The following is a 19,626-nucleotide window of genomic DNA, read 5'->3' on the forward strand; positions in this document are numbered from 1 at the left end:
TTATCTCATTTACGCCGCAGTGTACTAGCAACTTGGGTTAATACTAATTCAATACTTAATAGCCGTTCTTGTATCCGTCCTTCTTCCCTACCTTTGTGCAAAATTTCCTGATAAAAAAAAGATTTTTCTAACATATCTATACTCCTTATAATTAACTCTGATTCATGGCGATGAGGAATTTATGCTACACTTTCTTTAAGGTTTTTAATCAATACGAGATAGGCAGAAATATCAGATTTTTCTGCCGCTGATGCTGCATAAGTCCGCATTTATTTAGGCATTTCCAGTTTATACTGTGATTATAACTCACTGAGGACACAAAAATCTCGGCTCTCCCGTATTTGTTATACAAAATTACCAGTTGCTAAAATAATTTTCAAAAATATGATTTATTAACTTTGCTGGGAAACACTAACTACAATAAATTAGTCTTGTTATTAACAGCCGCAAAAAATTTGTTTATCAGCCTATGAATACCATGCGTAACGCTATTAATCCAGAGAATAAATTGTCAGGTTTTAGTATTATCAATCGTGCCAAAATGTTTATAGGCATCATTGCTGCTATCCCCATTGCTTTAAGCCTACCAGCAAAGGCTTTAGAAGTACAGGTATTACCGAAAAATCCTCAATTAGGAGATACCATTTCCGTTATTATTGAGGCAAATTCTCCAGATAAAACCAGCAATCCTACTGTCACAGTGGGGAAGGAAATATATCCAGCCTTTGAAATTGCACCTCGTAAGTATCGTTCTTTTGTGCCTACAACTCCCTTAGAAAAAGCTGGGGTGAGAACTATTAAAGTTTCCGAGGGTGGACAAGAACAAAATTTATCAGTAAAGGTGCGCGATCGCAAATTTCCCGTCCAACGGATTACCTTACCACCTGGAAAAGCTGGAGTTAAGGCTACTGAATACGAACTCAAGCGAGTAAAAGAATTAAAAGCCCTACAAACACCAGAAAAATATTGGAATGGGGCTTTTCTTGCCCCCAATGCTGGGAGAACATCCACTAAATATGGTGTCCGTCGCTACTATAATGGTAAATTTGCCAAAGACTACTACCACCGTGGACAAGACTATGCAGGTGCAGCGGGTTCAACCGTAATTACCCCAGCAGCCGGACGAGTTGCTTTAGTGGGTAAAGTATCCCAAGGGTTCCGAGTTCATGGTAATCTAGTAGGCGTTGATCACGGTCAGGGAATTATCAGCATTTTCATGCACCTAAGTCGTATTGATGTCAAAGAAGGTGATTTTGTGCAAGCAGGACAAAAAATTGGTGCAGTGGGTTCAACTGGTGCATCTACCGGCCCGCACTTACACTGGGGTTTGTATGTAAACGGACAATCTGTTGATCCATTACCGTGGAAATCTCAGAAAATTGATTAAGTTGTTGACCTAATTACTTTCTCAACCCAAAATACCTGTATATAAATAGTACAATTTGGTAGAGTAATTAATTCAGTAACATGGTAACGGGGTACTTAAGCCCCTTATCTATCTATTATTTGAACTAATTCTGCTATTGTATTCTGGGTGATTGATAGCATTCCTATTTAATTTAGCTATCGGAAATTTTATGTTTCTAGCCAGAAATACATACTTTTATGCCACGCTCCTTCCAAACTACCCACAATGTTTTATGAGTATTGAAAAAATAGTAGAACAAGCTCTTGAAGATGGCCACTTGACACCGACAATGGAGGCAGAGGTTGGGCATATTTGCGACAACGCCTCAGAACTGTCAATTGAAGAATACATGGCTTTAGACCGACTCATGGGTGCATTGTTGACTGGTGAGGTCGTAGCAGTACCCCGTAAACAATTTATCAATGTCATGGAAGAGTTGGTTCTGGGCAATGTCATTGCCAAGGTAGCAGAAATTGAAGTGACCAGCGAAAGTTCTCTAGATGTAGGAGATATAACGGCCTATGCTCTCAATAGACTACCTCCTCTGTATGCAACGACAGAAGAAGGTGCAAAATATCAACGAGAAAGAGCTAAAACAGAACTTGATGCTTTAATATCTCAACAAGTCAGTGAAGCTATATCTCAGTATTTAGATAAACCTAGTTTCTTCCCAGAACGTCAAGCATTGAATAAGAACAATGGTAAGGAGGTTTTAACGCAAGTTACTACATTACTCCAAACTTATGCATCTAACTTTGAGGAAAAATAAATGACAATTGTTAATTGTTAGTGGTCAGTGGTCAGTGGTCAATTGTGTCCAATCACCAATTACGGTAAAAGCCATACAGTAAAAGACTTTTATTCCTGACTTCTGACTGCTTTCATATTTTTATTCACGTACAAATACTTGTGTGCCTATATTTACTTGGCTATACAACATTCGGACATCAGCATTACGCATTCTTAGACAGCCGTGAGAAACAGCCGCCCCCAGTAAATCAACATTTGGTGTGCCATGAAAGCCGAGTTGATTCCGACCATCAGACCAAAAACCAATCCATCTATCCCCTAAAGGACTGTCTGGACCGCTCTCGAAAACAGCATTTGTAATGGGATGTCTCCAAATGGGGTCGTGTTCTTTGTGGATGATTTTAAAGTTACCCGTTGGTGTTTCCCAGCCTTTTTTGCCGATAGCAATTGGATAACTAGCTATTATTTCATTATATTGAGAAACATAGACACGGCGATCGCTCAAATCTACCACGACTTGAGTTTTATTTGATACTGGTATTGATCTCTGAGAATTATTGACTGGATCTGTAACTTGATCCTGACTTGACCTTTGTGTTTTCCACACGGCAGCTTTTTGGGGAGAGTTAGGCACAGAAGCCGCAATTGCACTGGTGCCAATTTCCACCGCTGAACCCTGTGGATAAACCTCTGTGGATGCAGACTGATTTAATTGTCCTGTTGTTCTCATATTGTGCCAATGGACAGCCAGAGATAAAATTGCCGTACCAAAACAGAGAAACATGACCATAGTTGCTACAGATTCATTTCTTGCCATTGCCATCGCTATTCATCGCCTATTATTTATCCCTGACACATCTGGCTAAAGGTGACTGATCATTGATCATTAATAAGTACCAGTCAAGTATTTAGTGGACAGTTTTCAATCTGATTGCCATTTTTAACTTTAACAAGAAGTTAATCCGTAGTCTTCCTTACCTTATTCTTTCATACTTACTTGACGAGGGAATAAAATGCTGAAAACTCCTTTCTATATATATTTCCGTGTTCCGATTATAAATCCGTCACCTTACCGAGGAACTTTTCATCTATCATCTAGTCTAATAGAAGGGAGTGATTTAACGCCAGTCTGATCCATGAGTCAATCCATTAGTGTATCTTGGTCAACAGTTGATGCCACCTACCCAGCAGCATCGGTGCAAGTTGACAAACTCTCAAACCACGATCTTATTTTGCGCTGTCAAGTCGGATTGCGTCCAGAACGCGCTGCCTTTTCAGAACTGTTACGTCGCTACCAAACTCAAGTTGATCGAGTTTTATATCATTTAGCTCCTGATTGGTCTGATAGAGCCGATTTAGCTCAGGAAGTTTGGATTCGTGTCTATAGGAATATTAACCGACTCCAAGAACCTGCCAAGTTCCGAGGTTGGTTAAGTCGCATTGCCACGAATTTGTTTTATGATGAATTACGTAAACGTAAACGGGTCGCTACTCCCTTATCATTAGATGCTCCCCGCACCTTAGATGATGGGGAAATGGATTGGGAAATTGCCGGTGATGCCCCAAGTCCAGATGAGCAACTAACTACTAGAGAATTTTATGAACAGTTGCGAGAAGCGATCGCCGACCTACCAGAAGTTTTTCGGACTACAATTGTTTTAAGAGAAATTGAAGGCATGGCCTATGAAGAAATTGCCGAAATTACCGGAGTTTCCCTGGGAACGGTGAAATCTAGAATAGCCAGAGCCAGATCAAGATTACAAACTCAGTTACAAAGCTATCTAGATACATAATCTACACCATGTTTCTTCAATTCTATGGCAGATTTTAAGAAATATTAAGGACTGTCAACGAAAATATATATTTTCTGCCATTGAGAAGCAAAAATGAATCAACGGGTACTATAAATATGGAGAAGCGCGATTGTTTCGAGTTATTAAGTGCTTACCTGGACGGCGAAGTTACCGCAACTGAACGCAGGCAAGTTGAAGAGTGGCTACTAACTGATGCCTCGATTAAACGCCTGTACAAAAGACTACTAAATCTGAGAAAAGGCTTGCATAGCATCCCTGTTCCCGCCAATTCTCAGTCATCAGAAGCAACGATTAACCAAGTTTTAACCCGTGTTAATCGCCGTTATCGCTTAAATTGGATGTTAGGTAGTGCCGCCGCAGTAGCTTGTATTTTGGGAGCAATATCTGGTTTATTACCCAGTAATTCCAGAATCTTACAAATAGCCACAACACAACCCACAGAATTAACACCAACAGCCTCAGATTCGCCCTTAATGGTAGCTGTAAATAACCCAGTGATTGAAATTCCCAAAACAGCAGTAGCACCTAGCGAGAAGCCAGTTAACAACTTCAATTAATTGCCTGGCAGGTAGACTTTTTGTAATATCATAAAACACACCCAAGCCCAATCTGAAAATAAGTGGTTTAGCTTGTAAACCTCTATGTACTGGCGATTATAGAGGTTTTTTGATGTTGGTTGGTTTCTTTGCTAGTAATCTTCCAAATTATCTAACGCCTTCTTTGAATTTTATTCATCCAAGATCGAAGAAACAAAAGCACCTAAAACGGAAATATTTCTTTCTGCAATTTCGTTAATAAATTCCAGTGCATTAGCAGGTGTGACTTGAAGCATAAAATAAGCTTTTGGCTCACTTTATGCTTCACAAAGCCGATGTCCATTTTATGCTTCAAAAAAATGTGAAAGTAGAAAATTCCTTTTTCCAAGTAATACATAGGAAAAAACAGACACTTTCCCGTGTAATATACGGAAAGATAAGAATCAAGATCAACAACCTTCAATTGTTGGCTTGATGTTTTTATTGACTATCGCATTACGGGTTTTTACTCTCATAGAGTTTGTTGTCCGCGAAGCACTTCAAAAAGCACAACAAGTTCTCGCTGGTCTTTATGATGGTAATCCTAAGCGAGCCACTGCGCGTCCTTCTACTGAGCAGCTACTTAAGACTTTTCGCAACTTAACTCTTTACTCTCTCCCTGATTCTACCATCTTTGTTACGCCTCTTTCTGATCTTCAACGACAGATTCTTTCACTGATGAAATTGCCTGAGTCTCTTTATCAACTGCATCTCTTACCGTGCAAGACTTAATTCCTTCTTCGATTTCCAAAATGAGCGAACGGACAGTATAAACCAGCATCTAATAAAAATAATAAGTTTTTCTGGTTAAATTGTGCCAGTAATTTAGTCATTAAAGTCCTCTCACCAGTTCCTTTACCTTGGCTAGAACCATAGGTAAAATCTAGAATTAGGCGTGTTGATGCTGATATTAATGTGACTATTCTCAGCATGGGAAAAGCACTTTCTCCTCGACCACATTTAGACTTCCCAAATTTATCACGATTACTTTCAGTATCAGGTGTCGTACCTGTGGAACCATCAAATATTACTGTAGTCCATTTATGAAAGTCATATTTCAATGTTGTCAAACTAGAAGTGAGTTTTTTAAATATTAGTTGAAAAACTGTTAATCCTATACGAACTCTGGCATGACTCATAGCACCTTCAGAAATAAGTTGTTTTGGTAGACAACAGGATAACCACCTCAATCCTGATATCATCCAATCCATAATTCCTACTGAGTAAGCATCTGATGATGTTCTTTTTGAATTCCCATACAAAACTGTCAAGGATGACTTGAAATAAACTCTTATAAAGCTTAAATATTCTTTCATATTTTGTCAATATATACTATCAGGCTACTCATTTTGGAGCAGGAACAAAAATTATCGACGAAAAAATGACACATTCATGATTTTTTAAATTTGATTTCAAATAGTTGACAAGATTGATGATTTATAAATTCAAGAAAAATGTGATGGTCATATAATGTTAGATACATTTTGCCTGGAGTTTAGACTAAACTGAAGTTATTTTTACGCCTTAATATTTGCAGAATTAATATTAGTAATTATTTGTAGGCTATTAATTTCATTCACGGGTATTGATATTAAATCAAAATACTCATTTAATCTCAATCTTAGGATTATCCGGTATTGGTAAAACCACACTCGTTAAAAGATTTATAGACTTACATCAACAAAAGTTTGATGCTATTGTTTGGAGAAGTTTAAAATTTCCTCAATCTCTAGATTTATTACTTGATGATTTACTCAAACATCACAAATTAGACTCATTACCAACAATAAATGATAAATTAAAACAATTATTTGATATTCTCAAGAATCAAAAATGTCTAATTATTCTTGATGATTTACAAAATATATTTATTCCTAGTCAATTCGCGGGAAAATATCAACCAGAATATCAAGATTATCAAACCTTATTCAAAATGATTACAGAAACCCATCATCAAAGTAGTGTTATCTTAATTAGTCAAGAACAATGTCCAGAAATGGAATGTTTAGATGAAGAATTATATCCTATTAAATCTTTAAAATTATCAGGTTTAGATAATCCAGAAATTTTCAAAAATACCGGATTAAAAAATGAGGATAGTTGGTTAAAATTAATCAAATTATATGAAGGTAATTTGTTTTATTTAAAAAGTATTAGTATATTAATCCATAAAAATTATGATGGTCAAGTTACTGATTTTTTAGCAGAGGATACTTTACATATTACCAATCAAATGCAATCTCATTTTCAAGATATTTTTAACCGTCTATCATCACCAGAACAAGAAATAGTATTAGAACTAAGTAAATTTGAAAACCCTATTTCCAGGGAAGAATTAAGACAAAGTTTAAATTTATCCTCAGTTGATTTTAATAATTGTTTACAATCCTTACAACAACGGTATTTAATCACGAAAATCAAAGAAGATAAAATTCTGTTTAAATTATCTCCTGTTTTTCAAGAATATGTAAGAAATTATTGTTAATATGTGATAAAATCCCTATTGTTATCCTGTTCATTCTTTAATCCTGGACATCCTGATTCAAACAATTACCTAACTAACTGCATAGCGGAGTTAAAAAACTGCCGACATAAGCCTTTAGTAATTAAAATAGTTGTTAACAAGTTGGTGACAGCTACCATAAAAATAATTAAAATCTCATAGGATACAGCCTCTAGCGGTGTGATTCCAGCTAATAATTGTCCATTGGTAAAGGTTGGTATTGTCACCATACCAATCAGCATCATTTGATTTAAAGTCGGCATAATTGCAGTACGAATCGCTTCTTTGCGGTAGGGCTTAATCGCCTGTTCAGGAGTTGCACCTAAGCTTAAATGTGTTTCTATCTCTGTGGGAAATTGGTTGATACTACTAACCAAACGTTCTCCCGCTATTGCTGCTGCGTTCATGGCATTACCTAGCAATATGCCAGCTAAAGGAATGATATAACGCGGTTCATACCATCTTTCTGGTTGAATAATTAGAAAATTGGTGTAAAGCAATGTTAAGGAAGTGCTGAGAAAAATCGCACTTCCAGCTAAAGGTAAAACTTGTGGAATTTTTTGACTAATGCGGTTACGAGTAATAATTGCAGTAATTGTCAGAATTATTGCTAAAATTCCCACTACTGCCCAAACATTGTTAACGGCAAAAATGAAGTCAAAAATGTATCCTAATACAAGTAGTTGGAGGATAGTTCTACCAGTAGCTACGCTTAAATTTAATTCTAGTCCTAATTGCTCCCACGCCGATATACCAATGGCAACAGCCATTAAACCCATCGCTAAAGCCAAATCTACCATATCTAATTTGATTAACTCTGGCATAGTTTCTCTACCTCTTAACAATTAAAAACTTTAGGTATTACAGGGAATAGGGAACAGGGAAATATTTTTAATTCTTCCTTCTTTATCCTGACAACTGACAACTGACAACTGACAACTAACAAATAAAAACTCATGATTAAAAGTGTAAATTCGATTCCCGCCTTTGATATTAAACAACAATATGCCACCATTGAAGCAGAAGTAAGTGCTGTTGTATTAGCGGTTTTGGCTTCGGGGCGTTATATTGGTGGCCCAGCAATTACAGATTTTGAACAACAGTTTGCAGCTTATCATGGTGTCAGTGAATGTGTAGCTTGTAACTCTGGTACTGATGCTCTATTTTTAGCATTACGCGCTTTAGGAATTGGGGCAGGTGATGAAGTTATTACTACACCATTTACTTTTTTTGCGACGACAGAAGTTATTAGTGCGGTAGGGGCAATCCCAGTATTTGTAGATATTGATGCAACTACGTTTAATTTGGACGTAGAGAAATTAGAAGCAGCGATTACGCCAAAAACTAAAGCAATTATTCCCGTGCATTTATTTGGCTTACCTGTAGATATGACAAGATTAATGGAAATTGCCAAAACTCACAATTTAGCAGTAATTGAAGATTGCGCTCAAGCTACTGGTGCAAGTTGGGAAAATCAAAAAGTTGGTAGTATTGGCCATGTTGGTTGCTTTAGTTTCTACCCTACCAAGAATCTTGGTGGTTGCGGTGATGGTGGAGCAATTACTACGAATGATCCAGCGATCGCTACTCAATTACGAGTTTTGCGCGAACATGGGAGTAAGGTAAGATATATTCATGAGGAAATCGGTGTCAACAGTCGTTTAGATGCCATTCAAGCCGTAATTCTGCAAATTAAACTCCGCTATCTCGATCTTTGGAACAGCAGACGTAAACAAATCGCTGACTATTATTACCAACACCTCAGCCAAGTTTCTGATATTATCGTCCCCCAAGAATTTCCCGGAGGGGTTGGTGTTTGGAATCAATACACTATTCGGATTTCTGGAGAAAGACGGAATGGTGCAAGTGGTAAATATCGAGATTCCGTCAAAAACCAAATGCAGGAACAGGGTGTAAATTCCATGATTTACTATCCCTTACCTTTACATTTGCAGCCAGTGTATAAAAATCTAGGCTATCAACCCGGACAATTACCAGTAGCAGAGCAAGCAAGTCAAGAAGTTTTATCCTTACCCATGTTCCCAGAATTGGAGCAAGAACAACAAGATAAAGTCATTGATACGTTGAAAAATTGTTTGTCCTAAATTGTATGCGTAGTCCTGGCGATTATAAATCGCGGCTACACAAACGAAGTCCGTCTTCACGGACTAATAAAATTTAACCCGCGTTCGCGGAGCGTTCCGAAGGAATAGGCGGGTTTTGCCTGTGTAGACGCGGTTTCCAACCGCCCTTTTAATCTTAATTTGCCTCTTACGCAAATGTGCGAGTATTTGCAGTCGCCAAAGCTTCTACTAAACTACGCACAGCAGCAATCATGGCAATCTCGCTATTGAGTTGGTTGATAGCTGAACCGACACCAACACCAGATGCACCAGAGGCGATCGCTAAAGGTGCAGTAACATTAGAAATACCAGAAGCACACAGTACAGGCACAGAAACCGCACGGGCAATTTCATAAGCAGCAGCTAAAGTAGGAGCAGCCTTTTCAATTAAACCTAAAGTACCGGAGTGAATGGGATTGCTGCTAGTACCACCTTCAGTTTGAATAATATCAGCGCCCGCTTTCACCAAATCTTCCGCCAATTGTACCTGTTGGTCTAAGGTAAGAATATGGGGAACAGTCACAGATAGGGTAATTTCTGGCAGCAAGGCACGGGTTTGGCGAGTTAGTTCCAAAACCTCAGCAGCTTCAAATTTGCGCCCTTGAGCGTAGAAAGAATCGAAGTTACCAATTTCAATCAAATCCGCACCAGCAGCCACAGCAGTGACAAACTTCTCTGGCTCAACAGCAGATACACAAACAGGTAATTTAGTCAAGCTTTTCGCCAATCTGACCAAATCCACATCAGCAGCAATATCCACAAAAGTCGCACCACCCAAATCAGCCGCTTTCACAGTCGCCGCCACACTAGCAGCATTGAAGTTATTCAAACCACTAATTACCTTAAGTACAGGATGAGCGAATGCACGTCTTAGGTTAGGATACATAGTCATAATTTTTTTTGCAGCTTATATTCAGTACCAATATTTTTACACTAAAAATAGCAATATTTGATTTTGAAAAAAAACTCAGTCTGCTGCACTCAAGTAATTTCCTCAATTTACTTGTTGGCAACTCTGCGTAAATTTAAGTAATTTCGGATTTTTGAATACTCAAAGCATGATTTTTATACAAAAACGTGAAAATTTTAGATAATATACCAGATAACAAGTAAGTGAGGTAAAAAATTTACATCAAAAGCCAAGAGAATTTTCCTCCTGACTCCTGCTGGATTTTAAGAAATATCTAGCAATTGTCTCAAGAGCATTTGATCGTCTAGTTTAGCTTTTAAACGACCTTTTTCTACATCACGAATCCAGCTTTGGCTTTTTTCCATCAGCTTTGCTAGTTCCCTTTGGGAAAGGTTCATTTTTTTGCGTCCTTCTATCACCTCTTCCCCTAGCAAATTACCTGTTTGTTGATGATTGCTTTTTGCTTTAGTGGGGCGACGTTGTTTTTTATCTGATTCTGAACGATTTTCCCAATCGGTCGGGAGTTCAAAAGATAAAATTCGTGCATTGAGAAGCAAATTCCACTTACCACGTGGTCCGCTATCTGTGAGACGATTTTCACCACTACCATCATTAATCCAAAATTCTAACGCTTCCTCTGGATCTTCTGGTATATCCACTAATTTAGCCCACAAAGGCTGAATTTCTGGGGGATAGGTAACAGGATCAAATAATGGTTTGATTCCATAATGATTGAGAACTTCTAAATCATTTTCATAGGCTTTAAGTAGGCGTTTCCGTTCTTCCCTGTGTCTGGAAGCTTGGGTTACTTTTTCCTCACCATAAGCAACGCGCAGCAAGGTAGGAATAGTAATCCGTTGTTCTCTACCCATTTTTGTTTTAAATAATAACCAAAGCATGAGTCTAACAGCACCTTCGTGTTGTTGCCACAGACTCATAACTGTGGTGAGTAGGGTTTTAGGAAGACTGCCATATTGATAAAATGTAGTTCGTTCTTTGCATCCTTGTCTGTTGAAGAAATGTTTAGTCCAAATCCCAGCTTTGATTGTAAATGTTAGTCCCACTAAATATTTACAACCTTGATCATCTTCTTGAAAATGGTGTTGGGTATCTGTCAAATTCCATAGATAACTATCTTTAATGGAAAAACTGGGAACTCTACCTTGTTGTGGCCAGTCAATAGAAACCAGGAGAGAACAAGTTTGAGAGACGATGTTTTTAATTAAACCGAGTTTGGCACTTTTGCTGAGGTCTTTGCGTTTTTCTAAGCCCAAATACTGTTCAATTTGTCGTTCATCAATAGTAAATTCTTCTTCCCAAGGTTGCTCTAGGGCTGTAATTTGAGCGGCGAAAATAAGATGGATACAAGCAGCACGGATGTCTAAATAATCAATTGCTTGTGAATTATTAGCACGGTTGTTAACTGGAAATAGGTCTTGAAGATGAAAGGAAATTGTCCCTCGTCCTTGATTAACTAAGCGACTGTAATGTAAGTTACCTTCTTCATCTTTTTCCCATTGTAAAGATGTTCGTTGTGCTAATAAATTACAAGCTTCCCAGATAACAATGGCTGAGGCGAAGGGGTTATTCTTACCATTAGAAAATAAATCGGGACTGGTAGCATCGCGTGGTTCAATTTTACATCTTCCTTTTTTGGCTTGTACAGGAATAGGCGCATTTGTGGGACAGGCAATTACACATTGTGGTTGTGAATAATAGCCATCACAATTATTGCAAAGGGCAGGATCAACCCAATATTCATCATCTTCGATTTTAATTGCACCCGTAGGACATAGGGGTCGGCAGTTGTCACATCCCACGCAACTGTGGTTAGGAATTATATGCGGCATAGTCCGTCTTCCTACTTTAATCGTTGAGATGTTTGGCTCAAGTCTCCCCTTAATGTGTCCTTTTGATTCATAACTCGCTACCAAATTACCTCTATAACGAGAAGATATATTTCTCGCCTGATTAATTACTGATATGGTGAATGAAGCCAGATTTTGTATCTATTGATGTTTGGCAAAGTTGGGCTTCATTGCTTCTTCATTAACTATACTTTTCATAAAGATTTCAATAAGATTGTTCAGTATGAGCTTGGCAGAATTTCTTAATATTTACCTGCAAATTTACTGTCATAATGTTTATTTTGGGATATATAAATTAGTCTAAATGTTTTTGAGTAACATTTTATAGGAGGGAATAGAAATAGAAAATTGAAAACAAAATAGTTCAAAAATAGAGGAAATGATTTTTTGAAGTTTGTATTTACTAATACTGTTGGGAGAATATTTTTATCTAATTAGAAAATATTTGCAAATAGGAAGTCAATGAAGCTAATAATGAGGGTTAGTAATTGATTATTATTCTTATTGAATAAGATATTTTTAGACTCACTAACTAAGATTTATTGAGAAAATAACTTGAAACACAATTCTGGAAACCTTTGATTAATCAGCTTTTTATCTAACCATACTATACAAATTTATCAATAAATAATATCATTTAATATTTTAAACCAAGCAAAAATAAATAATATTATTTAGCAAGTCATCAAAATTTGATAAAAAAGTTAATTTTTGTTATTGAAAAAATGAAATATCAGGCTAGTATGAAGATTAAAGGATTAACTAACATCTAGCTAAAATTGCTGAGGTTTTATTCATGGCTACATTCACAGGATTGACCTTTGGAGGTACTGATTGGACTCCTAAATTTGCCCAAGAAATAGACAAGGACAAGTGTATCGGTTGTGGCAGATGTATGAAAGTTTGTGGTCATAAAGTTTTAGGCTTAATGCCTTTAAACGAAGAAGGTGAATTTGTCGAAGATGAAGATGAGGAAGAAGTGGAACGGAAAGTAATGGTTGTTACTAAACCAGAAAATTGTATTGGCTGTGAAGCTTGTTCTCGGATTTGTCCCAAGAATTGTTATAGTCATGTAACATTGGACAAATAACATATTTGGTGATTTTTAACGGTGTGATGTTCTGCAAAATATCGGTTATTTTGGTTAAGTTTATAGGCAAGGTAATTAGAGGGGAATCTCAATATTTACTGTAGTTTGTGAAAAGGTTTGCAGTAAACAGAAATGTAAATCGTCAGTTGTTATCATCTAAAAAATCATACTTGCTATTATTTTTCTACTGCTATTTGATTTATGAAAATATCAACCTCTCAGATCCTCGATTTCTTCAAGAAGTCGGGGATTTTGTGGTTATCAATATGAAAAAATATGGAAGTTTACCAATTTTTGATTAGTTACAAGTTAGAACAGTAATAGTGAAAATCTCAAAGATAATCTTGTCCTCAGAAAATAATTCTGTGGCTACATAAACAAAGTCTATCTTCACTGACTCTGGTTTTACTACTATTTACAAAGCAGGTAGCATTCATGCAAAAAGTTCCTGTGTCGCTGTGGACACTGTTAGCTGGGATGATCATTGCCCCTATCAGTATCTGGGTTGGTCAAAATCATCATTTATTACCGGAAGCAGCATCGCAACAAGCTCCTTTGGTGGATGGTTTTTTCAATATCATGTTGACAATTGCAGTTGCTCTTTTTTTAGTGGTGGAAGGGACAATTCTGCTTTTTCTAGTTATTTATAGACGACGCAAAGGAGATAATACCGATGGTATTTCCGTAGAGGGTAATTTAAGTTTAGAAATTTTTTGGACGGCAATTCCTACGGTAATTGTGATTGCTTTAGGTATTTATAGTGTTGATATTTATAACCAAATGGGTGGTTTTGGCGTGGGTAGTCATCCTCATCAAATGTCAGCAGGGGCAATGAATGTTAGTCAAATGGCTAATATTGGGATTGGTGAAAATCCGCAAACTAAAAATAAGCCTGCTGATTTGGTTGTAGATGTTAAGGGTATCCAATTTGCGTGGTTATTTAATTATCCTGTCAGTGGTATTGCTGCGGGAGAATTGCACGTTCCTGTCGGTGCTGATGTGCAATTGAATTTATCCGCAGATGATGTGATTCATTCTTTTTGGGTTCCCCAATTTCGTCTTAAACAAGATGCTATTCCTGGTGTTCCTACCCAATTGCGATTTACGGCTACAAAACCTGGTACTTATCCAGTAGTGTGTGCAGAATTGTGTGGTGGTTATCACGGTTCAATGCGATCGCAAGTAATTGTCCATGAACAGCAAGATTTTGATGCTTGGATGCGTGAAAACCAGATTGCTGAAGGTGAAAATATGAATGATGCGGTGGCTACAAATTTGGAGAATTTATCTCCATCAGAATTTCTGGCTCCCTACACTCAAAATTTAGATGTAACTCCAGTAATTATTGAGTCATTAGCCCATCAATTTTAGATTTTGGATTTTAGATTGATTCTTGTCTAAGTTTGTGGATATTGAATCATTCTCATGAAGTTCAAAATCTAAAATTCTGTGATTAATCATGATTAGCTAATAACTGACAAAGGACAACTCACAACAATATGACACAAGTAAATTTTCCAGTTAATCCTCCACCCCATGAAAGTGGATCACCAACTCGGTTGATTACTCATAGTTCTCATCCTGAAGCGTGGAAAGTTCGAGATTATTTCACCTTTAATACTGATCACAAAGTGATTGGGATTCAATATTTGGTGACAGCATTTTTCTTTTATATCATTGGTGGGTTGATGGCGATCGCCCTTCGCGCCGAATTAGCCACACCAGACTCGGATTTCCTTGATCCAAATCTCTACAACGCTTTCATGACCAATCATGGAACAATCATGATTTTCTTGTGGATTGTTCCCAGTGCAATTGGTGGATTTGGTAACTATCTAGTCCCCTTGATGATGGGCGCTAGAGATATGGCTTTTCCTAAATTAAATGCGATCGCCTTTTGGTTAAACCCACCCGCCGGATTATTACTATTACTAAGTTTCATCTTTGGTGGTTCTCAATCTGGTTGGACAGCTTATCCACCATTAAGCTTAGTTACCGCCAACAACGCCCAAAGTTTATGGATTTTGGCCATTGTTTTAGTGGGAACATCTTCAATTTTAGGTTCGATTAACTTTGTCATCACGATTTTGATGATGAAAGTTCCCAGCATGAAATGGGATCAAGTTCCTCTATTTTGTTGGGCAATTCTCGCAACTTCCATCCTCGCACTTTTATCTACCCCCGTATTAGCAGCAGGTTTAGTTTTGCTGTTATTTGATATTAACTTCGGCTCATCTTTCTTCAAACCAGACGCAGGTGGTAATGTCGTTATTTACCAACATTTATTCTGGTTTTATTCCCATCCGGCGGTTTATTTAATGATTCTGCCGATTTTCGGAATTATGTCCGAAATTATTCCCACCCATGCACGGAAACCAATATTTGGTTATAAAGCGATCGCCTTTTCCACAGTCGCCATTTGCGTCGTCGGTTTATTCGTCTGGGTTCACCATATGTTTACCAGTGGTACACCCGGTTGGATGCGGATGTTCTTCACCATTTCCACACTCATAGTTGCAGTTCCCACAGGTGTAAAAATCTTCGGTTGGGTAGCAACCCTCTGGGGTGGAAAAATCCGGTTTACCAGCGCTATGTTATTTGCGATCGGTTTACTCTCCATGTTCGTCATGGGCGGTTTAAGCGGCGTAACAATGGGAACAGCCCCCTTTGACGTTCACGTTCACGACACCTATTATGTAGTCGGTCATTTCCACTACGTTTTATTTGGTGGTTCAGTTTTCGGTATTTACGCAGGCATCTATCACTGGTTTCCCAAAATCACCGGCAGAATGATGAACGAAACCTGGGGAAGAGTTCACTTTGTCCTCACCTTCATTGGTACAAACCTCACATTCCTACCCATGCACAAATTAGGGTTACAAGGAATGCCCCGCCGAGTTGCCATGTATGACCCCCAATTTACTAGCTTAAACCAGTTGTGTACCATTGGCGCAATCCTTTTAGGTATTTCCGTCATTCCCTTCGCCTTAAACGCCATTTACAGTTGGAAAAACGGCGAACTCGCAGGTGATAACCCCTGGGAAAGTTTAACTTTAGAATGGACAACCTCTTCCCCACCCATCATTGAAAACTGGGAAGTTTTACCCGTTGTTACTCATGGACCTTATGACTACGGACATGATAAATCATCGGTAACAGAACCCGTTAGTTGAAACGCAAACATAATTTATCCGCCTTGTACTTAAGTACAAGGCTAATAGTAAAAGTCGGTTAAAACCGACTGGAAAATTGGGATTTTAGTCCGTTTTAACGGACTTGCGCTATGAGACTGGGAATTTATTCCCAGACGGGTGAGGAGGCTAATTGAGAACCAAATACTAGGAATAATAATATGACTGCAATTACACCAATTGAACATCATAGCGATGGACATGAAGAACATCCAGATTTACGAGTGTGGGGATTAATCACATTTCTCGCTTCTGAATCATTAATGTTTGGTGGATTTTTCGCCACCTATTTGTTTTTTAAAGGGACAACCGCAGTTTGGCCACCAGCAGGAACAGAAGTAGAATTATTTATCCCTGCTATTAACACGATCATCCTTGTTTCTAGTAGCTTTGTCATTCACTTTGGTGATATGGCAATTAAAAGAAATAGTGTGGGTTGGATGCGGTTTTGGTATTTTATCACCGCGATTATGGGGGCTGTATTCCTAGCCGGTCAGGTTTATGAATACATGAATTTAGGTTATGGATTCACCACCAATGTTTTCTCCAACTGCTTTTATTTAATGACCGGTTTTCACGGCTTGCACGTCTTTATTGGCTTGTTATTAATTTTGGGTGTATTATGGCGTTCTTTCCGTCGTGGTCATTATTCTGCTACTAAACATACAGGCATTGAAATGGCGGAAATTTACTGGCACTTTGTAGATATCATTTGGATCATTCTCTTCACATTGGTATACCTGCTCAACATTTTGTAAATGTAGGTAATGAGGAATTTATAATTATTCCCATTACCTCTTGTTAAATTTTATCAGTTTAACTTTGTTCAGAGGCAAGGATTTTCATGCCCTTGGATAAATCCTCCGTAAAAAAATTCCGCTTTCAGTAATTTATCGTAAATTATAACCAGAAAAGATTAGTTTAGAATAAATTATGATATAATTGTATGACTTGGTAAAATAGGATTACTTTGTTAAAATGTCTTAATAAAATAAATACTATGCCAGCTAAAGACATCTATCACAATATGGATTCCTTAACTAATAAATATCGTCAAATCATTAAAAAAATTCTCGAAGAATATACTGATTTTCTTGGCAATGATGAACAGGTTACAGTTGAATTTGTGTTAGACGAAAAAAATGATCGTTATTTATTAGTAGAAACAGGTTGGAAAAATGGTTATCGGATATATGGAACTTTATTACATCTTGATTTAATTGATGGTAAAATTTGGATTCAACATGATGGCACTGAAGAGGGTATTGCTAATGATTTGGTGGCTGCGGGAATACCAAAAAGACATATTATTTTAGGTTTTAAGTCTCCTGAAATTTGGAAACATACAGAATTTGCTGTTTCTTAGGTAAAAATTTGTTAATTACTGTTTAGTTAAGCATTGAAGTGGGTATACTGTTATAATATCCTTTGTCGCAATTTCGGCTGTAATTAATAGGCTCACTCACATTTTATTCTTAATCAAAAATTTGTGATACTTGCAAATTTAGGCTATTAAATTGTGGAGATATAACTAAATTATCACCGGAAAAAATTCCTATCTCAGTGTAAATTTCATTAATTAATTCTAAAACTAATATACTTTGGGTTTGGGGGTCAATAATCCAATATTCAGGAATACCACAATCTTGATATTGTAGCCGCTTGGCAATAAAATCTCTATCTCTTTGTAATTCTCCAGGACTAACTACTTCCACAACCAATAAAGGTGGTAACATTGATAGGCGAATAGTGTTCCGATTTGCTAATTGTTGAATATGTTCTTCTCGAATAATAGTTAAATCAGGATAACGGTTTCTGGGTTCTCCTCTTACTTCCAATTCTAAACCATGTCCTCGCACTCTTTTATAACCCAAAAGTGAGCCAAATTGAATTAGCAAAAATGTAGCAATTTGCACATTGATTCCTGATTCTGGGGGCATTTCAATTAACTCTCCATTAAATAATTCATAAAGTTTATCTGTACCATCATCATAGGATAAATACTCTTCAAAGCTTTGAAATTGATGTTTAACTTGTAGCATCAGAGTTACTCCATCTATTGCCGTAGTTAGTTATAGTTTAACACTATTGATTTCTCTTTACGTCTCTGCACGAAATTAAATGTAACCCACTTATCAGAAAATTTTAGACCTTCACATTAGCAATAATCCCAAGTTTGCTATAATCATTATTACTTCAATATAATCGGTTACAACATGATAATCTGGCTCAATTGCCGCATCGTCGTGACTTAAATTTGCTTGTAGTAGCTATTGCAAGAGTGTTAGAATATCAAACATGGTCTGTATGTGGTTTTTGAGTTTTTGTTTTGGAAGACTATAACTCTACTACATTAGCCCTCTCTTCATCCTCTTTTTTTTGCTACAGTATTGATGTTATTGCTTTATTTTTAGGGTTGGATAAATAGTAAATTATCATGGTTGAATTTAACTGGATTAACGGTTTAATTGGGGGTATCCTCATTGGTATCAGTGCCACTATTCTTTTAGCATTTAATGGTCGGATAGCCGGAATTAGTGGTATGGTTAATGGTGCTATCAGTTTTAACAAAAACGACGCTTGGCGCTGGTTGTTTATGTTAGGAATGTTAGCTGGTGGTGCTATTTATGAATTTATTTTGTCAACCCAACCAACTCCTACTTCAAAGTTTGCACCCTTAACAATGATTATTGGTGGCTTGATCGTTGGTTTTGGGACGAGAATGGGAAGCGGTTGTACCAGTGGACATGGAGTGTGTGGTTTAGGTCGTTTGTCAGTGCGATCGCTTGTAGCTGTCTTGACTTTTCTTTCCACTGCTTTTGTAACTGTATTTATTGTCCGTCATTTGTTAAATTAAGTTGGTTAATAATAGCTGATTTATTAGTCATTAATTTTATCCAGGGAGTAAAGTAACCATGAATATTAAACAGTATTTGACAATTTTTATTTCAGGGTTATTATTCGGGTTGGGTTTAGGGTTTTCTCAGATGATAGATCGAGAAAGAGTTCTTGGTTTTTTAGATTTAGCTGGAGTTTGGGACCCGACACTGTTGTTCGTTTTGGGCGGTGCTGTGACTGTAACTTTAATTTCCTTTCGCTTTGTGTTAAAACTTCCTCATCCGTTATTAGACGATAAATTTTATTTACCTACTCAGCAAAATATTGATTCATCTTTAGTTGTAGGATCAGCAATTTTTGGTATTGGTTGGGGGATTTCTGGCTATTGTCCCGGTCCGGGAATTACTGCTTTAGTATTAGGCATTTTCAATCCTGTCTTGTTTTTAATTGGCTTAATTATAGGTTCTTTAACTTATAAGTTTTATAGAGATTTGAATCAACAGTCAAATGTTAATAGTTAACCAATTAGTAATAAGTTGATGAAAAATTTGCAACA

The 19,626-nt window shown here is 37.2% G+C and carries 21 protein-coding genes; 14 read left to right on the forward strand and 7 right to left on the reverse strand.

Features of this window, described 5'->3' with window-relative positions; all coding sequences use genetic code 11:
- Positions 1 to 5: 5 nt before the first annotated feature.
- Positions 6 to 134, reverse strand: coding sequence for a hypothetical protein (locus tag FJR05_RS27735; protein ID WP_256376213.1), 129 nt, complete (start codon positions 132 to 134; stop codon positions 6 to 8).
- Positions 135 to 469: 335 nt separating this feature from the next.
- Here FJR05_RS27735 and FJR05_RS25585 point away from each other — a divergent pair, with 335 nt between their 5' ends.
- A complete protein-coding gene (locus FJR05_RS25585; protein ID WP_168646702.1) occupies positions 470 to 1,387 on the forward strand; it encodes a M23 family metallopeptidase in 918 nt (305 codons plus the stop codon).
- Positions 1,388 to 1,640: 253 nt separating this feature from the next.
- Positions 1,641 to 2,177, forward strand: a complete 537-nt coding sequence (locus FJR05_RS25590; RefSeq protein WP_168646703.1) for a late competence development ComFB family protein — start codon at positions 1,641 to 1,643, stop codon at positions 2,175 to 2,177.
- 120 nt (positions 2,178 to 2,297) lie between these two features.
- Here the strand turns inward: FJR05_RS25590 and FJR05_RS25595 are convergent, their stop codons facing one another.
- Positions 2,298 to 2,981 carry a L,D-transpeptidase gene (locus tag FJR05_RS25595; protein ID WP_168646704.1) on the reverse strand — a complete coding sequence of 228 codons (684 nt, stop codon included), beginning with the start codon at positions 2,979 to 2,981 and terminating at the stop codon, positions 2,298 to 2,300.
- 313 nt (positions 2,982 to 3,294) lie between these two features.
- Between FJR05_RS25595 and FJR05_RS25600 the strand changes: the two genes are divergently transcribed.
- The 3 genes from FJR05_RS25600 to FJR05_RS25610 all read left to right on the forward strand — a co-directional run bounded on the left by FJR05_RS25600 (position 3,295) and on the right by FJR05_RS25610 (position 5,279).
- The gene (locus tag FJR05_RS25600; protein WP_168646705.1) at positions 3,295 to 3,951 is read left to right on the forward strand and encodes a sigma-70 family RNA polymerase sigma factor; all 657 of its coding nucleotides are present in this window, start codon (positions 3,295 to 3,297) and stop codon (positions 3,949 to 3,951) included.
- Positions 3,952 to 4,067: 116 nt separating this feature from the next.
- A complete protein-coding gene (locus tag FJR05_RS25605) occupies positions 4,068 to 4,529 on the forward strand; it encodes a zf-HC2 domain-containing protein (protein WP_168646706.1) in 462 nt (153 codons plus the stop codon).
- 453 nt (positions 4,530 to 4,982) lie between these two features.
- Positions 4,983 to 5,279: a hypothetical protein gene (locus tag FJR05_RS25610; RefSeq protein ID WP_217385698.1), complete on the forward strand. Its 297-nt coding sequence runs from the start codon at positions 4,983 to 4,985 to the stop codon at positions 5,277 to 5,279.
- Here the strand turns inward: FJR05_RS25610 and FJR05_RS25615 are convergent.
- Positions 5,276 to 5,758, reverse strand: coding sequence for a hypothetical protein (locus FJR05_RS25615; RefSeq protein WP_168646707.1), 483 nt, complete (start codon positions 5,756 to 5,758; stop codon positions 5,276 to 5,278). The genes FJR05_RS25610 and FJR05_RS25615 overlap by 4 nt on opposite strands.
- Before the next feature lie 374 nt (positions 5,759 to 6,132).
- Here FJR05_RS25615 and FJR05_RS25620 point away from each other — a divergent pair, with 374 nt between their 5' ends.
- Entirely contained in the window at positions 6,133 to 7,032 is a 900-nt protein-coding gene (locus FJR05_RS25620) for an ATP-binding protein (RefSeq protein ID WP_168646708.1), read from the forward strand.
- Between the two features lie 65 nt (positions 7,033 to 7,097).
- On the opposite strand, the gene fetB is transcribed toward FJR05_RS25620, so the two are convergent.
- Positions 7,098 to 7,874 carry an iron export ABC transporter permease subunit FetB gene (fetB, locus tag FJR05_RS25625; protein WP_168646709.1) on the reverse strand — a complete coding sequence of 259 codons (777 nt, stop codon included), beginning with the start codon at positions 7,872 to 7,874 and terminating at the stop codon, positions 7,098 to 7,100.
- Positions 7,875 to 8,006: 132 nt separating this feature from the next.
- On the opposite strand from fetB, the gene FJR05_RS25630 reads away from it, so the two are divergent.
- Positions 8,007 to 9,155: a DegT/DnrJ/EryC1/StrS aminotransferase family protein gene (locus tag FJR05_RS25630; protein WP_168646710.1), complete on the forward strand. Its 1,149-nt coding sequence runs from the start codon at positions 8,007 to 8,009 to the stop codon at positions 9,153 to 9,155.
- Positions 9,156 to 9,321: 166 nt separating this feature from the next.
- Here the strand turns inward: FJR05_RS25630 and FJR05_RS25635 are convergent, their stop codons facing one another.
- Together FJR05_RS25635 and FJR05_RS25640 are read right to left on the reverse strand one after the other, a co-directional pair.
- Positions 9,322 to 10,065, reverse strand: coding sequence for a DUF561 domain-containing protein (locus tag FJR05_RS25635; protein ID WP_168646711.1), 744 nt, complete (start codon positions 10,063 to 10,065; stop codon positions 9,322 to 9,324).
- A gap of 281 nt (positions 10,066 to 10,346) precedes the next feature.
- Positions 10,347 to 11,933, reverse strand: a complete 1,587-nt coding sequence (locus FJR05_RS25640; protein ID WP_168646712.1) for a helix-turn-helix domain-containing protein — start codon at positions 11,931 to 11,933, stop codon at positions 10,347 to 10,349.
- An 814-nt stretch (positions 11,934 to 12,747) separates the two neighbouring features.
- On the opposite strand from FJR05_RS25640, the gene fdxB reads away from it, so the two are divergent.
- The 5 genes from fdxB to FJR05_RS25665 all read left to right on the forward strand — a co-directional run bounded on the left by fdxB (position 12,748) and on the right by FJR05_RS25665 (position 17,598).
- Positions 12,748 to 13,041: a ferredoxin III, nif-specific gene (gene fdxB, locus FJR05_RS25645; protein ID WP_168646713.1), complete on the forward strand. Its 294-nt coding sequence runs from the start codon at positions 12,748 to 12,750 to the stop codon at positions 13,039 to 13,041.
- Positions 13,042 to 13,476: 435 nt separating this feature from the next.
- The gene (locus FJR05_RS25650; RefSeq protein WP_168646714.1) at positions 13,477 to 14,412 is read left to right on the forward strand and encodes a cytochrome c oxidase subunit II; all 936 of its coding nucleotides are present in this window, start codon (positions 13,477 to 13,479) and stop codon (positions 14,410 to 14,412) included.
- Positions 14,413 to 14,540: 128 nt separating this feature from the next.
- Entirely contained in the window at positions 14,541 to 16,214 is a 1,674-nt protein-coding gene (gene ctaD, locus FJR05_RS25655; RefSeq protein WP_168646715.1) for a cytochrome c oxidase subunit I, read from the forward strand.
- A 179-nt stretch (positions 16,215 to 16,393) separates the two neighbouring features.
- A complete protein-coding gene (locus FJR05_RS25660) occupies positions 16,394 to 16,990 on the forward strand; it encodes a heme-copper oxidase subunit III (protein WP_015078454.1) in 597 nt (198 codons plus the stop codon).
- 269 nt (positions 16,991 to 17,259) lie between these two features.
- Positions 17,260 to 17,598: a XisI protein gene (locus FJR05_RS25665; RefSeq protein ID WP_168646749.1), complete on the forward strand. Its 339-nt coding sequence runs from the start codon at positions 17,260 to 17,262 to the stop codon at positions 17,596 to 17,598.
- A 109-nt stretch (positions 17,599 to 17,707) separates the two neighbouring features.
- Here FJR05_RS25665 and FJR05_RS25670 read toward each other — a convergent pair whose 3' ends face one another.
- Positions 17,708 to 18,274, reverse strand: a complete 567-nt coding sequence (locus FJR05_RS25670; RefSeq protein WP_168646716.1) for a Uma2 family endonuclease — start codon at positions 18,272 to 18,274, stop codon at positions 17,708 to 17,710.
- Between the two features lie 395 nt (positions 18,275 to 18,669).
- On the opposite strand from FJR05_RS25670, the gene FJR05_RS25675 reads away from it, so the two are divergent.
- Positions 18,670 to 19,089 carry a YeeE/YedE family protein gene (locus FJR05_RS25675; RefSeq protein WP_168646717.1) on the forward strand — a complete coding sequence of 140 codons (420 nt, stop codon included), beginning with the start codon at positions 18,670 to 18,672 and terminating at the stop codon, positions 19,087 to 19,089.
- Between the two features lie 58 nt (positions 19,090 to 19,147).
- A complete protein-coding gene (locus FJR05_RS25680) occupies positions 19,148 to 19,591 on the forward strand; it encodes a DUF6691 family protein (protein ID WP_168646718.1) in 444 nt (147 codons plus the stop codon).
- Positions 19,592 to 19,626: the final 35 nt, after the last annotated feature.

Origin of the sequence: Dolichospermum sp. UHCC 0259, assembly GCF_009711935.1 — a bacterium.
GTDB lineage: Bacteria > Cyanobacteriota > Cyanobacteriia > Cyanobacteriales > Nostocaceae > Dolichospermum.

Bases quoted from the DNA above. Each gene is read 5' to 3' on its own strand.
- FJR05_RS25630 (WP_168646710.1), top strand. From the start codon at position 8,007: ATGATTAAAAGTGTAAATTCGATTCCCGCCTTTGATATTAAACAACAA.
- fdxB (WP_168646713.1), top strand. From the start codon at position 12,748: ATGGCTACATTCACAGGATTGACCTTTGGAGGTACTGATTGGACTCCT.
- FJR05_RS25640 (WP_168646712.1), bottom strand. From the start codon at position 11,933: ATGCCGCATATAATTCCTAACCACAGTTGCGTGGGATGTGACAACTGC.
- FJR05_RS25680 (WP_168646718.1), top strand. From the start codon at position 19,148: ATGAATATTAAACAGTATTTGACAATTTTTATTTCAGGGTTATTATTC.
- fetB (WP_168646709.1), bottom strand. From the start codon at position 7,874: ATGCCAGAGTTAATCAAATTAGATATGGTAGATTTGGCTTTAGCGATG.
- FJR05_RS27735 (WP_256376213.1), bottom strand. From the start codon at position 134: ATGTTAGAAAAATCTTTTTTTTATCAGGAAATTTTGCACAAAGGTAGG.
- FJR05_RS25585 (WP_168646702.1), top strand. From the start codon at position 470: ATGAATACCATGCGTAACGCTATTAATCCAGAGAATAAATTGTCAGGT.
- FJR05_RS25635 (WP_168646711.1), bottom strand. From the start codon at position 10,065: ATGACTATGTATCCTAACCTAAGACGTGCATTCGCTCATCCTGTACTT.
- FJR05_RS25605 (WP_168646706.1), top strand. From the start codon at position 4,068: ATGGAGAAGCGCGATTGTTTCGAGTTATTAAGTGCTTACCTGGACGGC.
- FJR05_RS25610 (WP_217385698.1), top strand. From the start codon at position 4,983: ATGTTTTTATTGACTATCGCATTACGGGTTTTTACTCTCATAGAGTTT.
- FJR05_RS25675 (WP_168646717.1), top strand. From the start codon at position 18,670: ATGGTTGAATTTAACTGGATTAACGGTTTAATTGGGGGTATCCTCATT.
- FJR05_RS25600 (WP_168646705.1), top strand. From the start codon at position 3,295: ATGAGTCAATCCATTAGTGTATCTTGGTCAACAGTTGATGCCACCTAC.
- FJR05_RS25590 (WP_168646703.1), top strand. From the start codon at position 1,641: ATGAGTATTGAAAAAATAGTAGAACAAGCTCTTGAAGATGGCCACTTG.
- FJR05_RS25615 (WP_168646707.1), bottom strand. From the start codon at position 5,758: ATGGATTGGATGATATCAGGATTGAGGTGGTTATCCTGTTGTCTACCA.
- FJR05_RS25650 (WP_168646714.1), top strand. From the start codon at position 13,477: ATGCAAAAAGTTCCTGTGTCGCTGTGGACACTGTTAGCTGGGATGATC.
- FJR05_RS25670 (WP_168646716.1), bottom strand. From the start codon at position 18,274: ATGCTACAAGTTAAACATCAATTTCAAAGCTTTGAAGAGTATTTATCC.
- ctaD (WP_168646715.1), top strand. From the start codon at position 14,541: ATGACACAAGTAAATTTTCCAGTTAATCCTCCACCCCATGAAAGTGGA.
- FJR05_RS25665 (WP_168646749.1), top strand. From the start codon at position 17,260: ATGGATTCCTTAACTAATAAATATCGTCAAATCATTAAAAAAATTCTC.
- FJR05_RS25595 (WP_168646704.1), bottom strand. From the start codon at position 2,981: ATGGCAATGGCAAGAAATGAATCTGTAGCAACTATGGTCATGTTTCTC.
- FJR05_RS25660 (WP_015078454.1), top strand. From the start codon at position 16,394: ATGACTGCAATTACACCAATTGAACATCATAGCGATGGACATGAAGAA.